Here is a 16,424-nt window from a genome sequence, read left to right as displayed (position 1 = left end):
GTTTATTACTACACTTTACTCTAAAACAGAAAATTAGTAAAATAAATATAAATTATGAAATCTATTAATATCTTTAATAATTAAGGGGAGAGCGCGGCGTGTACTACGAAGAATTAAAAACGTTTGTGACGTTAGCCGAAGTGAAAAATTTTACGAAAACAGCGGAACTTCTTCATTTATCCCAACCTAGCGTTAGTTTGCACATTAAAAATTTAGAAAAAGAGTTTCAGACGAAATTATTCGTTCGCTCGCCAAAACGGCTGCAAATGACGCCGACCGGAGAAATGTTGTACGACCGTGCCAAGCAAATGATCGCTCTGTATGAACAGACGAAACAAGATATTTTAGAGCACCACCATTCCGTCAAAGGAACGTTAAAAATCGGGGCTAGTTTTACGATTGGAGAATATATTTTGCCACCGCTCTTATTTGAGCTGCAAAACGACTATCCAGAGCTTGAGCTAGAAGTCGTCATCGGCAATACGAAAGAAATCGTCGAACTGGTTCGCTCGTTTCAAGCCGACATCGGCTTAATCGAAGGGCAGACGAACGAAAAAGAACTGTCTGTCCATGCGTTTATGCAAGACGAGCTTGTCATTGTAGCGTCCAATACTCACGAACTTGTTGGCAAAGCGGAAGTGTCAATCGCGGATTTGCAAAATCAAGCTTGGATTACACGAGAAGTCGGATCCGGTACGCGGGAATATTTTAACCATTTTATTCGCTCGAACGGGCTAAAAATAAAATCGCTCATGATCATCAGCAGCAACCAAGGCATTAAAGAGGCGCTCATCGCTGGCAGCGCACTGTCGCTTCTTTCGCGCAGCGTCGTCGCGCGCGACATTAATCACGGACATTTATCGGTTCTTCGGTTGAACTACCCGCCGTTTCACCGGACGTTTTCCTACATTTACTCCCCTATTATGGCCAACAAAAAGAACGTCCATGTGTTGCTTCACGCATTAGAAAGAAAGCGGGGGGTATAAATCCCCCGCCCTTCTTGCGCTACTAACCGAGCAGCTGTCCATTACTATGCTTTTTTCGCATTAGAACAGCCCGCGCGCGTTTCCATGTTCGTCGACATCCATGTGCAATGCCGCTGGATGTTTCGGCAATCCTGGCATCGTCATCACATCGCCGGTTAAGGCAACGAGAAAACCAGCACCAATCGACGGTTTTAATTCGCGTACTGTAATTGTGAAATCGGTTGGTCGTCCAAGTTTTGTTGGGTCATCGGAAAGCGAATATTGCGTTTTTGCCATGCAAATCGGGAGCTTGTTCCAACCAAACGATGTAAATTGCTCGATTTGTTTTTTCGCCTTGTCGGAAAAATAAACGTCGCTTGCGCCATAAACAATGCGCGCGATTTTTTGAATTTTATCGGCAATTGGCTCGTCCAATTCGTACAATGGGGTGTAGGTGCTTGTTGTATTTTCCACCACTTCCAATACTTTACGCGCCAAATCGATTCCGCCGTTTCCACCTTTTTCCCACACTTCCGTTAACGATACCGGGTATCCTTTTTCTTCGCAAAATGCGGTTAATGCTTGAATTTCTTTATCTGTATCAGTGATAAAACGGTTAATTGCCACAATGAACGGCAACCCAAACGCTTGAATCGTTTCAATATGTTTCTCTAAATTGCTTAATCCTTTTTTTAACGCTTCGACATTTTCGATCGACAGCTGTTGTTTCGCCACACCGCCATGCATTTTTAATGCGCGAATCGTCGCAACAATGACGACCGCTGCTGGTTGAATCCCGGCCATGCGCGCCTTTATATGCAAGAACTTCTCCGCACCTAAATCGGCGCCAAACCCTGCCTCCGTCACGACATACTCTCCGAGTTTTTGCGCCATTTTTGTTGCGATGACGCTATTGCACCCATGAGCGATATTCGCAAACGGCCCACCGTGCACGAGTGCAGGTACATGTTCTACTGTTTGGACTAAATTTGGCTTTATCGCATCTTTTAATAAAAGCGTTAGCGCTCCTTCAACGCCAAGGTCAGCTACTGTTACCGGCTGACGCTCCACGTTATACGCTACAACAATTTTTGCTAAACGTTGTTTTAAATCTTGTAAATCGGTCGCTAAGCAAAACACCGCCATAATTTCAGAGGCAACGGTAATATCAAATCCGTCCTCGCGCGGCACGCCTTGCGTCGGTCCGCCTAAACCGACCACTACTCGTCGCAGCGCACGGTCATTTAAATCAAGAGCTCGTTTCCAAACGATGCGGCGCGTATCGATTCGTAGCTCGTTTCCTTGATGAATATGGTTATCGATGAAAGTGGCTAAGGCATTATTCGCGGTCGTAATCGCATGCAAATCGCCTGTAAAGTGAAGATTAATGTCTTCCATCGGCAATACTTGTGAATACCCTCCGCCTGTCGCCCCGCCTTTTATTCCCATCGTTGGACCAAGAGAAGGTTCCCGCATCGCAACCACGACTTTTTTGCCGAGTTTATGCAACGCTTGAGCAAGTCCGACGGTTACGGTCGATTTTCCTTCTCCTGCCGGTGTTGGGTTAATTGCCGTGACTAAAATGACTTTGCCGTCTTGTTTCGTCGAAAGTCGTTTCATCGCCTCAAGCGAAATTTTCGCTTTATAATGCCCGTACGGCTCGAACTCTTCCTCTAAAAGATCGAGCTCGCTCGCAATTTCTTGAATACGCTTTAGTTTCGTTTCTTGAGCAATTTCAATATCCGTCTTGATCTTCGTCGTCGTTGTCATGTTTCATCCTCCAGCACAAAATGCAATCGCAACCAACCTTTATTTTAGCACGATTTATCGAAAATACATAATTCATTCATGTTCATCTACGAGAAAATTGGTAAAAATAAAAAAGAGCCGGACACCCCGGCTCTAATTCACGTTTCATTCGAATTCATCAAAAACAACAAGCGGCTATTATTTTATTTTTACCGCTGTTCCGGTTGCGATGCACATCATCATGCCGTCTCTTAATGTTTCAAAATCAAGATCCACACCAATAACGGCGTTGGCTCCCATGTTTTTGGCTTTACTTACCATCTCTCGTACTGCCATTTCTCGTCCTTCTGCAAGTTTGCTTTCATACGTTCCGCTTCGTCCGCCAATAATATCAGTGATGCTGGCTAAAAAATCACGTACGACATTCGCACCTAATATCACTTCACCTGCAACGATTCCTAAATATTCTTCAATTTCTTTTCCTTCAATGTTATTTGTAGTCGTTACAATCATCCTGCTCGCCCTCCTCACGTCTTAAAAAAAGTAACTTTATTAAAATATTCTACTAAACATAAGAAAATACCTCTCACTACTACTAGTTTTTCGGTTGTGTTACGATTAGGTCAAATCTCACGGCAGCCGATGCCCTGCCGCGCGGTAAATGTCGTACCATTCTTTTCGGGAGAGCTGTACGTTACTCGCTTGGCAAATGTCTTTTAAACGAGCGGTATTTGTTGTGCCAATGATGACTTGCATGTTCGCCGGGTGCCGTAAAATCCAAGCGACCGCTATCGCTGATTTACTTACTCCTTTTTCCTCGGCTAGCCGTCCGAGTACTTCATTGACTTCCGGAAATTTCTCGTTGTCAATGAAAACTCCTTCAAAAAAGCCGTATTGAAACGGGGACCACGCTTGGATGGTGATATTTTTTAGACGACAATATTCTAAAATATGTCCGTCGCGGTTAATCGCCCCTTCAAATAACGTGTTTGCTTGAATGCCGCTCGTCACTAAATTCGCGTGCATAATGCTAAACTGCATTTGATTGGCGATAATCGGCTGTTTGACATATGCTTGTAACAGCTCGATTTGCATGCTGTTAAAGTTGCTCACCCCGAAATAGCGAACTTTTCCATTTGTATATAATCGTTCAAACGCCTCCGCCACTTCTTCTGGTTCCATTAATGTATCTGGTCGGTGAAGAAGCAAAATATCTAAATAGTCGGTTTGAAGCCGTTGTAAAATCCCATCTACCGAAGTTAAAATATGTTCTTTCGAAAGATCGTAATAGCCATCACGAATCGAACATTTACTTTGAATGTGGATGCGTTCACGCAAATCAGGGCGAGAGGCGAGCACTTCACCAAACAACTCTTCGCAACGCCCTTTGCCATAAATATCCGCGTGGTCAAACATCGTAATTCCTGCTTCGAGCGCTTCGTCTACATAACGCGACAGTTCTGAAACCGACATATTCGCAATTCTCATGCACCCTAGCACGATTTCCGAAGCCATTAGACCAGATTTTCCAATATGGAGTTGTTTCATTTATCCATCCTCCTCGTGAAACTAATCATTCTCCATGAAAGATCAAACATACACAAGAACTTTTCGATAAAACCCTTGTGTATGTCACAACTAACTAAAAATCTTTGTTACATCAAGCGAAAATGCGGGAAAAACAGATGAACATATGTTTCCTTTTTCCTTGATCACTTCCATCTGGTCGTATTGACCTTGTTCGTTTAGCGCATACACTTGTATGCTATTTAGCATCGGATTGACAATCCAATATTCTTTTACTCCATAGCGCATATAAATATTTAGCTTAAAAACTAAATCATGCGCTTGATTGGATGGACTTAAAATTTCTATGATCCATGTAGGCACACCGACATATTTTTGATCTTGTAGCCCTTCTTTATCACAAATGACGCATAAATCAGGAATGACAATATGTTTTTCGTCAATCTCATGGCTGTACAACTCAACATCAAATGGGGCATGAAACACTTCACAATCTGTTCCTTCAAAAAAGTGAAAAAGTTCGACGTACATGCGCCCAGATATTCGCTGATGCTTTGTAGACGGTGAAGGGGTCATACATACAACCCCATTCATATATTCCAACCGTTTATCTGTTGCCTCTTTTAATTTATAATACTCCTCCAACGACATCCAACGTTGGTTAGCGATGCTCACGAAATCACTCCTTTTTTACTCCATTATACTTTCCTTTTGAAGCCGCTTCTATTGCGAACTGCGCCCCTATTCACTCAACGGCACGCAAAATGAAAATAAATAACTAACGATCTCCTCTTCATTTACGCGAAAATACATACGACTGTATAACGATATAAATCGTGCCGACAAATACGATGATCATAAATAAAACAAAACGCCATGCATTCGCTACAAATGCGGTGAACATCATCAACACGCCCATCATGACAAATACTTTGCCGCCAAGGCGGTGCGTTTTTTGCCAGACCGTTTCATTTTCCAACGTCCATGGCGTGCGAATGCCGATGAAATAGTTCGGTTTAATTTTTGGTAGATAGTTTCCAAGGACAATAAATAATACTCCTATTCCAATCGGAACAAATAGGTCAATTTGAACAGGAATCCCGACATTGTATGCAAGCGTACCGAGATGAAGCGTGAAAAAGAAAGTGACGAGCACGTTTAAAAAAAGACGATATACCCCTTGAAACTTCTCGTAATTTTCTTTTCTCGGATCTAATTTCGGGAGGGCGGCCAACAACACAACGATCCCTGTTAAAAAAAGCGGAAATAAAAGCGCTCCCCACCATTTGTTCGCAAAGCCGTCTGCTTCTCCGGTGGCGTTCCAATGAATCGCTACCTCGTTTGGCAAATACGGAATCGCCACGAAGCTCACAACATAACTACATACAATTAAACTGATGACGAACACGTTTTTCTTCATCATTGTTCACCTTCTTTTTGTAATATATCGTAAAACCAGCTCATTAAGTCTTGGAAAACGGTCGTATTTAATGAATAGTAAATATGCTGGCCGACGCGCCGGTCTTCAATTAAGTCCGCTTGCTTTAATATTTTTAAATGATGAGAGACGCTCGGCTTTTGCATCGCAAAATGGTCAGCAATTTCCCCTGCCGTCAAGTCCCCTTTTTTAAGGAGTGAAAGAATTTTCCTACGATTCGGATCCGCAATCGCTTTAAACGCCTCATTAAACGACATCACGATCACCAACTTTCTTTTAGATATTTAGACAAATTTCTAAATATCGATCAAAAAATTAGATATTTAGATAAATTTCTAATTACATGATATTCCATAACGTGTTTGTATGTCAATCGTTTTTCCACGACATCACCTGTCTTCCTATTTTTAATCACGGCATAAAAAAGAGCACCAAATAAAGTGCCCTTTATAGTAGACTAAGCAATGCTTTTTTATATAACATAAGACAAAACGCATGGTAATGAAGGTAAAGTTCCCCTCCACTATGCGACTTTAGACAATACAAAGATACATATCCGCAGTTAAAATTCCGGCAAATGCGATATGCTCGTCCTTACGCCCATCTTTCCAAAAAAAGAGAGCCATCATTGTGATGTGGCTCTCTGAACAATAAATATTTAATTTCGAATGAGATAGTCAAACGCCCCTAATGCGGCAGTAGCGCCTGACCCCATCGAAATAATAATTTGTTTGTATGCACTGTCGGTGCAGTCCCCTGCCGCAAACACGCCTGGGACGTTTGTCGCACCGCGTTTGTCGACAATAATTTCACCGAAACGATTGCGTTCGACGACTCCTTCTAGCCATTCGGTATTCGGTACAAGACCGATTTGCACGAATACCCCTTGGAGCTCAATATGGTGCTCTTCGCCTGTTGCGCGATCAATATATGTGATGCCATTCACTTTATCTGTACCGGTAATTTCTTTCGTTTGCGCATTTTTGATGACCGTCACGTTCGGCAAGCTGTACAGGCGGTCTTGTAACACAGCGTCCGCCTTTAATTCTGGCGCAAATTCAAGAACGGTGACATGTTTGGCAATTCCTGCAAGGTCAATCGCTGCTTCGATACCAGAGTTACCGCCGCCAATGACCGCGACATGTTTTCCTTCAAACAACGGACCGTCACAATGCGGGCAGTAAGCCACTCCTTTGTTTTTAAACTCGGCTTCTCCAGGTACGCCAAGGTTGCGCCAACGCGCGCCTGTAGCGAGAATCACCGTTTTACTTTTTAACACCGCGCCGTTTTCTAGCTCCACTTCAATCAAGTCTTTCTTTTCTAACCGTTTCGCACGCTGCAAGTTCATAATGTCGACGTTGTAATGTTTCACATGTTCTTCAAGGCTTGCGGCGAGCTTCGGACCTTCTGTATATTTGACGCTAATGAAGTTTTCGATGCCTAACGTATCTAAAATTTGTCCGCCAAAGCGCTCGGCAACAATGCCTGTGCGAATGCCTTTACGCGCCGCATAAATTGCGGCCGTTGCCCCCGCAGGTCCGCCGCCGACAACAAGCACATCAAACGGTTCTTTTTCAGCAAACGCAGAGGCATCTGGCGTACTTCCCAATTTTGCGAGAATTTCCTCAAGCGACATGCGACCGCTAGCGAACGGTTCGCCATTTAAAAAGACCGTTGGCACGGCCATAATACCTTTTTGTTCGACTTCATCTTTAAATGCTGCCCCATCGATCATCGTATGCGAAATATTCGGATTTAAAACGCTCATGACGTTTAATGCTTGAACGACATCTGGGCAATTATGGCACGTTAAGCTAACGTAAGATTCAAAATGATAAGTGCCTTTGATGTTTTTAATTTGGTCAATGACCGCTTGATCGACTTTTGGCGGTCTTCCGCTTACTTGAAGCAACGCGAGCACTAATGACGTAAACTCGTGCCCTAAAGGAACACCGGCGAATGTTACTCCGGTGTCTTCGCCAATCCGATTGACGCTAAAGCTTGGCGTTCTTTCTAGCCTTGTTTTCTCTACTTTAATTTTCGATGACATTGTCGCTAATTCATCGACTAAAGCAAGCATGTCGCGGGAAACTTGATCGTCTCCCGCGCTCACTTTTAGCACAATGTCATTTTCCATTAATTGTAGATATTGGGCTAATTGGGCTTTAATTTCAGCATCCAATATCATCGCATAAGCCTCCTTAAATTTTGCCTACAAGATCAAGGCTTGGCTTAAGCGTTTCTGCACCTTCTTGCCATTTTGCTGGGCAAACTTCGCCTGGATGGTTGCGCACGTATTGTGCTGCTTTAATTTTGTTTACGATTGTGCTTGCGTCACGGCCGATACCGTCAGCGTTAATTTCTACCGCTTGCACGACACCGTCTGGATCGATAATGAACGTACCGCGTTGCGCAAGGCCTGTTTCTTCATCAAGCACATCAAACATGCGCGATAATTTTTGTGAAGGGTCGCCGATCATCACGTATTCGATTTTGCTGATGGCTGGCGATGTATCGTGCCATGCTTTATGTGTGAAATGTGTATCTGTCGAAACAGAGTATACTTCCACGCCAAGTTCTTTTAATGTTGCGTATTCGTTTTGCAGGTCTTCCAATTCTGTTGGGCATACGAATGTGAAGTCTGCTGGATAGAAGCAAACGACGCTCCATTTTCCTTTGAAATTTTCGTCTGTTACCTCGACGAATTGGCCGTTATGATACGCCATCGCTTTAAATGGTTGTACTTGTTTTCCGATTAAAGACATTGCTCATCTACCTCCTAAGAATAGTGGTTGTTCAAATTATAATAATTTTAATTCGATATTTATTATCATATAGTAGTATCTATTTGTCAAGGCATATGATTTCATTTCTTTCGATTTTCGTGATGGAATATGCAAAACTACTGTTTCATCGCATCCACATATACACTGCTTCCGCTTCATTTTCATCAACATCTGTGATTTTAAAAAACATTCTAGGCATCACAGCAACAGCAAGCGTACGAAGCCGCTTCCGCTTCTGGAACCACGTGGCGGACGTTGCAATCGATTGAATACGGTATTTTCGCGTATACATCGTTTCGATACGAAACATACCGTTTCGCAAAGCGAGCTGCTCTCCTGAAATCGCCCATCCCGCCATTTGATAGCTTTTATAACCAAGATAACTAGCAATAGGCAACAAAAGTAGCAATCCGATCCCCCATGGTCGGAAAAAATAAGCGAGCGTACTTATCGGAATCGCCAATACGTACACAGGACGAAGTATATAGCGAACACGTGCCCGTTGAGGCAGCGACTGAAATTGACAATGAATGTAGTACTCTGGAAAGCAAGCCGCAATAACCGAAACCGCTCGTTCCTTTTTCACAAACGGACAAAGGACGACACTCCCATTCTCTCCACCGTCTAACGAACCTCCAGCATGAATGATATGCACAGAAACATAGCCAAACAAGCGTTGAATGACGTTTTCTTTTATTATAATCCCCTGTACTCGCTTCCTTGATACGCTGAAAAGTTGTTTTTCTAATAATCCCCTTGAAATAACGATCATATCTTCTTGCTTCCGAACCGTAAAAAACGCATAGCGCAACAGATGGCGCCCGACAGAAAGAGCGTAGGCGACGATGAATAAAACAAAAATTGCCATCACGCCGTACAACGTATTACGGATCACCCCTTGCATATCGCGATATAAAACATCGTATGAAATAAAATCGTCTAACTGGGAAATAAAGGCGGCAATGGCTGCTAGTGCACCAAACACTCCTCCGCTTGTAGCCGATAATAAAAACACGTCGCGCAAACGTAGCGAAAAAACAATATCACTGAGCAATTCTGCATGATCCGTTGGCTCGACGGCTCGATCATAAACAACATTTTCTTTTGCCTTTCGAATTTGCTGGGCGATTTGCTCTGCCTCTTCTTTCGTCACTGCCGTCAAAACCGCTTCTGCTTTTCCTACTTCATTGCCCGCTGTTTCGATACGTACTTGGACGACTCCTGCCAACCGCTGAAAAAAGCCGATGGAAAGAGAAACCCCTTGAATACGTTCAAAAGGAATGGAACGTTTTTGGCGAACGAATATCCCTTGTTCAATACATAGCTCGTGGTCATTTACTTGATACGTGAAACGTAGCCATGTAAAAAATCCGACCAATGTCGTATAGAAAAGGGCAACAGCAGGAACTGCGATATTCCAAACAATCGACACTTCACGAGCCTTCAGCACAACTGCCATAAACAGCGGCAATAACATATCCATCCATTGTTTCGCAATATAAGAAAAGATTGAAATCGGATGAAGCCGCTTTTTTTCAAACATCGCGATCGTCCACCTTGACAAATGCTGAGATTACATGGCATAACTTCTCGGCTTCTTGCTCATCAAGCGCTGGAATTTCATGTACCGTTGCCGCTGTAAAAATAGCAACCGAAGCAAGTTTATACTTTTTGAATAGCGGTCCTTGCCTGAAATCGACGTGTTGAACACGGCTCATCGGAATAAGTGTACGCCTCCTTGTCCATACCCCGTATTCGACTTCCATTTCTTGCTCGCGTACATCGTAACACCACCGTTGCCAACGCCAGCGCGGCCATAACACAACAGATAAAAACAAATCAATAAGGAACAAAACAGCAAGCAACAAAACGAGCCATTTTGGCCCATCAAATCTCCAAATGAAAAAAGAAACGATGCTATATCCAAGGAGAAATATCGCGAGTCGAATGAACGCGTGTATTCGCCAAACCGATACTGCCCGCTCAGAGATCCTCTTCGAAAGCTGTGCCATACTTTTTACGTCCTTTCACCAACTGCAATAATCTTCATCGACAAAAGTTCGTCTCACTCCTATTTTTTTTATTTTATCATAAATGACGACTAAAACGTTCATGAACAAGCTTTGCTCGTCACCCAAGTATGAAAATCACCGCTTATCTAGAACAAAAATCGAAAGTTTAACACTTTGTAACAATTATTTGGTAAAATGAAATACAAAATTTTATTTCATAACAATGGGGGATTTTTTTATGAAAGAGAGGATATTTTTAATTTTAGCCAACTTATTTTGGGCAGGAAATTACGTGATTGGCAAATATGTTGTTAACGAAATGAGCCCGTTATGGATTACTTTTACGAGATGGTTTTTGGCATTAGTTTTTCTTATTCCGTTTTCTTATTTTTTGGAACGTCCCAATTACCGTAAAATTTTTAGAAATTACTGGCTGCCGTTATGCGCGATGGGAATTTTCGGGGTTATCGGTTATAACCTTTTACTTTATGGGGCTTTAGAGTACACCTCGCCGATGAATGCTTCGATTGTCAATTCGCTAAACCCGGCGATGATTGTCATTTTTTCATATTTTATATTAAAGGAAAGAATCCGTTTAGTGAATGTAGGAGGATTTGCTCTTTCTCTTATCGGTGTGCTGTTGATTTTAACGAAGGGGCACTTAGAACAAATCTTTCAAACTACATATAATCGTGGGGACTTAATGATGATTGCCGCAAACTTAACATGGGTATTCTACTCGATTATTGCAAAGAAACTAGCTGTTCCTCCGATTACTGCAACTGCTTGCTCGGTTCTTTTTAGCGTTATTTTTCTATTTCCTTTTCTTCTGATCGAACCATTTAACCTGGCTCAACTAAGCACAAGAGTGGTTGTCGGAATTATTTACATGTGGATATTCCCATCGACCTGCTCATTTATATTTTGGAATATCTCTGTCAAAAAAGTAGGACCAAGCCATGCGGGAGTTTACTTAAATTTAATAGCGGTGTTTACAGCTCTCATCACAATACTCTTAGGAGAAAAAATTTTTACAACTCAAATCGTCGGAGGCATCCTCGTACTTACCGGTGTGTATTTTGCAACGAAAATGCCAAAGACATACGAAACCGTAAAAAGCAGCGCACCGTCGTCACTGCAAGACTAAGTGCAACTATTTATACATGTGTCAAAAGTTGTCTAAATCGCCCCTGCGACTATCGCTTCGCTCATCCAAGTCTGATCCGCCCTTGACAACCGATCACCAAAGATGGCGAACAGGGTGTCAAGGACGAGAGGACAAAAAGAAGCTGCTATAAAATGTTAGATATTTCCACACACATAAACTGTTCATATACAACAGGAGGGATCATCATGGGCTCTCAGATGAGGGAAAAATGGATTTTTCCCTTTCGTTATTCTGTTTTTGGGTAATCGCGACAACGACAAGAGCTTTCTCTTTATCTGTTTTGGACGGAATCACGGGCACCTCCTCTTCGTAATGTATTATTTCCGCCAAAAATTCGTATATTCTGCTTTATCTTGAATATTAAATTCAATCATTTTCTCTAGCAATTCGTAATTTACTGGATCGTTCCACGGAATTCGAAATAAGCCTTTGGTCGCACTGTAGCCAGCTTGGGCGATTTCATCGGCAAAGTGCGCAATGCATACTTCTTCGGGTGAAACGCTCAAATGATGCTTTGCTGCGGAAAAGCCGATGATAAATGTGCCATGATCAGTAAACATTGGCGTATTCCACTTTATTTGCAGTTCTAAATTTGAGAATTTACTAGAAACCCACTTCAAAATTTCCTCTGTTCGGTCGCGATGGTCAGCGTTGTCGATACGCGCTAAATATTTCAAAAAAACTTCCATATCTTCGTTTTCCTCCTTCGATTGCTTATAGCCGATAATACCGGCGATCATTTCATGTTGCGGCGGTATTTTTTTATTTTACCATAAATTGTGACGAATCATGGGCGTGGAATTCAACGTGCGGGCTCCAGAGGAACTACGCTTCATCTTCGCGGATATGAATCCCGCTCCGCTTTTCGAATGAAAGGCGAGTGAGGGACTTGGTTTGACGATAAGAAAGCGCCTTTCCGTTGTGATATAATATAGAAAAAGGACAAAAAAAGGATGTGGGAGAGATGCAAAAAGAGCAACATGATCGTCTGTATTCATATAAAGATATCCAACATTGGGAAGGGAATTGGGAACTGATTGACGGCGTCCCTTACTTGCTTGCATCTCCTTCGTATGTTCATCAATATGTCGTTGGCGAGCTGCATCTCGCCTTAGCTCCTTACTTCAAAGCACGCGGATGCCGCGTCATCTTGTCTCCATTTGACGTTCAATTCGATACAGCCTGCGATGAAGAGGAGGCGCAAACGGTTGTACAGCCGGACTTATTCGTTGTTTGTGACTCGAATCGAATTACGAAAAATCGGGTAAAGGGCGCGCCTGACATAGTTATCGAGGTGTTGTCAGCCAGCACGGGAATTAGAGATCGAAATCAAAAGTATCATTTGTATGAAGCAAATGGGGTGAAAGAGTACTGGATGGTGGATCCAAGCAATCGGACGATTGAAGTGATCGGCTTGGAAGAGGGGCGTTTTCAAAAACGGGCGGTATTCGGCCCTAAGGATATGTTAACGTCTTTTTTGTATCCGGATTTAGCGATTCCGCTTGACTCGATCTTGAATGTTGAAGTGGAATGAAACCGTGGAAATAGAAAACTTATCGCCGTATGACGAGCATCATGAAAATGACACTCCTCGTTTTCGAATGGGCTATAAAAATGTAGGTAAGGCTTCCTTATTGTTAACAATAAGAATGTTTATTTTTACATTTTCGTTGATAACTGTATGCAAAGTTTGAAAGTACTTTTTAACATGGTTGTCTTTCGTGTACTCACGAAAATGTAGTTCACTAAAAGAGTTACACTGTTTAAATATGTCACGAACTTTTCGAACCACTTTGGCCATAGATGTATCTGTGCTTCCATTCAAATTTAATTTTTCAAAGAATAATCTGTAAATATAAAGAAATTGTACCAAACATTAATTTTTCTGACCATAAATTTTCTTAATATCCAGATATATATTCGGTGCAAACTTTAAGCGAGGGGATTAAGGAGTTTCTTGAAACATGAATATGAAAACACTCTAACCCCACATCAAAAGAACATTTTAGACGCGATAAGGAACGAGATATTGCTATGATCTCGTTCCTACTAGGCAGTGGAGCGCAAGTCGATGAAATCGCAAATCTTATGCTAAACGATATTGATTTTAAAAAAGGCGAAATTGATAATGTTCGTAAAGTCAACAAGCAAGATTTTATTTGATTTGCTTGGGTCATTTAGCCGTTTGAACAATTCTCATCCGTGCACGTCCCGCCTTCTCCCGCTAGCGGCTGCAGCGACGATGATTGCTGCTCTTCCGCCCATACTTTCTCTAGCGCCTGCTGGAATACTTCGACAGGTTGGGCACCGGAAATGGCATATTTTTCGCATTCGGATCCAACTCAAAGCTACAGAATACGACCTCGACATCCTCCCGATGCGGAAAAGACTCGAGTGCCTATTCTAAGCGGCGCTTGCCGATATAGCAAAACAGGCAAACAAAATCGGACCATACTTCAATCTTCATTCGTATATACACACCTCGGTTTCGATCCTCCACAGTGGAGGAGATTTTCTTCCTTATTGTAACGAACATGTCTCTGTCTCTTCAAATCATCCGCTTGGGGTGTGGCCGGCACTTTCAACTCATCAACCTTTCAACCGTTCATTTACTTCTTCTTCCGTTAAATCAAGGAGATTGGCAATGTCGGCGGCGCTCATTCCTTTTTCGATCATTTTCCTAATCGCTTCCTTTATCCCTTCTTCTCGACCTTGTTCCAATCCCCTTTTCAACCCTTCTTTCAACCCTTCTTCCCGACTTCCGCGAATGTTCGATAATTGGTCGAGTAGCCATTTGAGCCGCATTTCGTATGCGTAGCGGTTTTCCGGGTCAACGCTCAAATTTTGCCATTCTTCTAACGCCTCTAAAATTTCTTGTTCCGTCATCGCGACTCCCTCCAATTCGCGAACCATTTCTTCATCGATTTTCTTCGTTCGGCTATCTACGGCCGATAACATCATCAACCACGGCCATTCGGGTGACTGCTTCACATCCCGACGGTATTTCTTCCATTTTACCATAAATTGTGACAAATCAAGCACATGAAATTCAAGATGATGGCTCCATAGAAACTGTTCTTCGTCTTCGCGGATGTGAAAGACGGTGTGAAAGCGGTCGGTTTCGTGCGGGAAAAGTGGATAATTCAGGATGGCAATCATAATGATCGGAGGGAGTGTGTCGTACCGTTCTCCTTTTGATAGGGAAGACGAAAACAACCGCGCCAATAGTACAACAGCCGTTCTGGCATACTATACTGAGGGACGAAGAGAAATGCAAATGTGGAAATATGGGTTTGTAAGGAAAAGTAAGGAGAGAACGATCGGTGAGCATAGGAGAGTATAATGTTTCTTTGAAAAACTCACCATCGCAAAAAGCTCACGTGACAAAGACATTGAATGAGAAGACAGCATCATGCACATGTGGAATTTCAAAAAAGGGCTGAATGATAAACATTCATAGCAACGGTCTTATAACAGCTTATGAATAAACGTTTGCAAGTCTTCTGGATCTTGAATAGGATTCACATAATTCAATCCCCATTTTTGCAAACGTACAAAATCTTTATCATTATTGCTAAACAATGTCATTCCTTTTGCAATCGCTGTAGCAGCAATAAGCGCATCCCCTGCTTTTAATGTTTTTCCGGTTTCCGTCTTACATTTTCTCCGCAATTCCGCTGCCTTTTCTGCTATTTCGAAGTCCACGTTGTATAGCGTTGATGTCTGAATATAGCCGTATCGCTTATGACGAATCGCTTCGTTCGTTTCTATCTTTTCATATGAAAGAAACTCCATCGCAACAACACTAGACATTGCGATTTCAAAACCATCATTTAACAGTTGAGTGAAGAGGTGTTTCACTGGCTCATAGCCCAAATAATGATAAACGTAAATGTTATTATCAATGAGTGCGATATTACTCAAGCTCATTATTCCTCCATTCTTCTTCCCGATTAGCCATTTTAAGCAACTCTTTTACATTTTCACCAACGAGAACAGCACTACCTGCTAAGCTTTCAAAAGCTTTCACTTTATCCTCGATACTCAACGGTTTCGGCTTCACGATCAATTTATCTGTTTGTTCTTCAATGACAGTCAACTGCAATAAATTCGCTTCCTGTAACGCCCGCTTAACTAATTGAAAAATATGCACATAGTCGTGGCGCTCATCTTCATTATGATTTTTTAAAATGTCTACATTTCCCATTGCTATCCCTCACTTTCTGTATATTTTTATTATACCATTCAACACCAACCAAGTATATCCAAAATATAGACACATTCTTTCAAATAGCTACATCAGAAAACAGATATTTCGGCAAAATCCACAAATGCCAAAAGTCAATATGTTCGTACATATTGGGGAAAAGAGAAGGATGTTTGGATTAGTTCTTTGAACAATCGGTCATAGTCAACGATCATCGAATCACCTCGCGACATCAAGCATTGTTTCGTTCGGTTTTTTAAAATGGAAAGAAGAGAAAAAAGCAAACGCACTTCTCTAAGCCTGGCTTGCATCATCGACAGGTGACAGGCACCGAAGCCAAAGGAACAGCACCATATCATTTCAACATCTCAATTTCTTCCACAGACAACTCCGTCAGTTCATGGATTGTCTGTACGTCGTACCCTTTTTCCAGCATCTTTTTCGCAATATGGCGTTTTTCTTGTTGTAGACCTTGCTGTAGTCCTTGCTGTAGTCCTTGCTGTAATCCTCGCTCTACTCCTTCTTTCAAGCCTCTTTCTAACGCTTTTTTCTCATATGAAATAATTAACTCT

At 42.2% G+C, this 16,424-nt stretch carries 17 protein-coding genes and 3 pseudogenes; 4 read left to right on the top strand and 16 right to left on the bottom strand.

What is annotated here, in order from left to right:
* Positions 1–98: 98 nt before the first annotated feature.
* The gene (locus tag M4I42_RS05610; RefSeq protein WP_268851248.1) at positions 99–986 is read left to right on the top strand and encodes a LysR family transcriptional regulator; all 888 of its coding nucleotides are present in this window, start codon (positions 99–101) and stop codon (positions 984–986) included.
* Positions 987–1,046: 60 nt separating this feature from the next.
* On the opposite strand, the gene M4I42_RS05605 is transcribed toward M4I42_RS05610, so the two are convergent.
* The 10 genes from M4I42_RS05605 to M4I42_RS05560 form a co-directional block, all read right to left on the bottom strand.
* Entirely contained in the window at positions 1,047–2,735 is a 1,689-nt protein-coding gene (locus tag M4I42_RS05605; protein ID WP_268851247.1) for a formate--tetrahydrofolate ligase, read from the bottom strand.
* Positions 2,736–2,912: 177 nt separating this feature from the next.
* Complete coding sequence (locus M4I42_RS05600) at positions 2,913–3,227, bottom strand: YbjQ family protein (RefSeq protein ID WP_268851246.1); 315 nt, start codon at positions 3,225–3,227, stop codon at positions 2,913–2,915.
* Between the two features lie 117 nt (positions 3,228–3,344).
* A complete protein-coding gene (locus M4I42_RS05595; RefSeq protein WP_268851245.1) occupies positions 3,345–4,262 on the bottom strand; it encodes an aldo/keto reductase in 918 nt (305 codons plus the stop codon).
* Between the two features lie 90 nt (positions 4,263–4,352).
* Complete coding sequence (locus M4I42_RS05590) at positions 4,353–4,916, bottom strand: Uma2 family endonuclease (protein WP_442864076.1); 564 nt, start codon at positions 4,914–4,916, stop codon at positions 4,353–4,355.
* A gap of 118 nt (positions 4,917–5,034) precedes the next feature.
* Entirely contained in the window at positions 5,035–5,661 is a 627-nt protein-coding gene (locus M4I42_RS05585; RefSeq protein WP_268851244.1) for an SdpI family protein, read from the bottom strand.
* Positions 5,661–5,936, bottom strand: coding sequence for an autorepressor SdpR family transcription factor (locus M4I42_RS05580; RefSeq protein ID WP_183256029.1), 276 nt, complete (start codon positions 5,934–5,936; stop codon positions 5,661–5,663). The genes M4I42_RS05585 and M4I42_RS05580 overlap by 1 nt, the downstream gene beginning before the upstream one ends.
* Before the next feature lie 401 nt (positions 5,937–6,337).
* Entirely contained in the window at positions 6,338–7,867 is a 1,530-nt protein-coding gene (gene ahpF, locus M4I42_RS05575; RefSeq protein ID WP_268851243.1) for an alkyl hydroperoxide reductase subunit F, read from the bottom strand.
* Between the two features lie 13 nt (positions 7,868–7,880).
* Entirely contained in the window at positions 7,881–8,444 is a 564-nt protein-coding gene (gene ahpC / locus M4I42_RS05570; protein WP_268851242.1) for an alkyl hydroperoxide reductase subunit C, read from the bottom strand.
* Between the two features lie 145 nt (positions 8,445–8,589).
* A complete protein-coding gene (locus M4I42_RS05565; RefSeq protein ID WP_268851241.1) occupies positions 8,590–10,008 on the bottom strand; it encodes a PH domain-containing protein in 1,419 nt (472 codons plus the stop codon).
* On the bottom strand, positions 10,001–10,477 hold the full coding sequence (locus tag M4I42_RS05560) for a PH domain-containing protein (protein ID WP_268851240.1): 477 nt from the start codon (positions 10,475–10,477) through the stop codon (positions 10,001–10,003). The genes M4I42_RS05565 and M4I42_RS05560 overlap by 8 nt, the downstream gene beginning before the upstream one ends.
* A 238-nt stretch (positions 10,478–10,715) precedes the next feature.
* Between M4I42_RS05560 and M4I42_RS05555 the strand changes: the two genes are divergently transcribed.
* Complete coding sequence (locus M4I42_RS05555; protein WP_268851239.1) at positions 10,716–11,624, top strand: DMT family transporter; 909 nt, start codon at positions 10,716–10,718, stop codon at positions 11,622–11,624.
* Between the two features lie 338 nt (positions 11,625–11,962).
* Here the strand turns inward: M4I42_RS05555 and M4I42_RS05550 are convergent, their stop codons facing one another.
* On the bottom strand, positions 11,963–12,334 hold the full coding sequence (locus M4I42_RS05550; protein WP_268851238.1) for an iron chaperone: 372 nt from the start codon (positions 12,332–12,334) through the stop codon (positions 11,963–11,965).
* 275 nt (positions 12,335–12,609) lie between these two features.
* Between M4I42_RS05550 and M4I42_RS05545 the strand changes: the two genes are divergently transcribed.
* Together M4I42_RS05545 and M4I42_RS05540 are read left to right on the top strand one after the other, a co-directional pair.
* Positions 12,610–13,179, top strand: coding sequence for a Uma2 family endonuclease (locus tag M4I42_RS05545; RefSeq protein WP_268851237.1), 570 nt, complete (start codon positions 12,610–12,612; stop codon positions 13,177–13,179).
* Positions 13,180–13,679: 500 nt separating this feature from the next.
* A complete protein-coding gene (locus M4I42_RS05540; RefSeq protein ID WP_268851236.1) occupies positions 13,680–13,808 on the top strand; it encodes a hypothetical protein in 129 nt (42 codons plus the stop codon).
* Between the two features lie 166 nt (positions 13,809–13,974).
* Here M4I42_RS05540 and M4I42_RS05535 read toward each other — a convergent pair.
* From M4I42_RS05535 to M4I42_RS05515, 5 genes and pseudogenes are all read right to left on the bottom strand, one after another.
* A pseudogene (locus M4I42_RS05535) lies at positions 13,975–14,112 on the bottom strand (DsbA family protein); the annotation flags it as partial.
* 122 nt (positions 14,113–14,234) lie between these two features.
* Positions 14,235–14,908 (bottom strand): annotated as a pseudogene (locus tag M4I42_RS05530) (Rpn family recombination-promoting nuclease/putative transposase); the annotation flags it as partial.
* Positions 14,909–15,113: 205 nt separating this feature from the next.
* Positions 15,114–15,569 (bottom strand): PIN domain-containing protein, encoded by a 456-nt coding sequence (locus M4I42_RS05525; RefSeq protein ID WP_268851234.1) that lies wholly within the window; start codon positions 15,567–15,569, stop codon positions 15,114–15,116.
* Positions 15,562–15,852, bottom strand: coding sequence for a hypothetical protein (locus tag M4I42_RS05520; RefSeq protein ID WP_268851233.1), 291 nt, complete (start codon positions 15,850–15,852; stop codon positions 15,562–15,564). Before M4I42_RS05520 ends, M4I42_RS05525 begins: the two co-directional genes overlap by 8 nt.
* Before the next feature lie 355 nt (positions 15,853–16,207).
* Positions 16,208–16,424, bottom strand: a pseudogene (locus M4I42_RS05515) (DUF4351 domain-containing protein); the annotation flags it as partial.

It is taken from the genome of Anoxybacillus sp. J5B_2022, from assembly GCF_026847645.1.
Taxonomy (GTDB): domain Bacteria; phylum Bacillota; class Bacilli; order Bacillales; family Anoxybacillaceae; genus Anoxybacteroides.
This window is presented reverse-complemented; position numbering and strand designations above follow the sequence as displayed.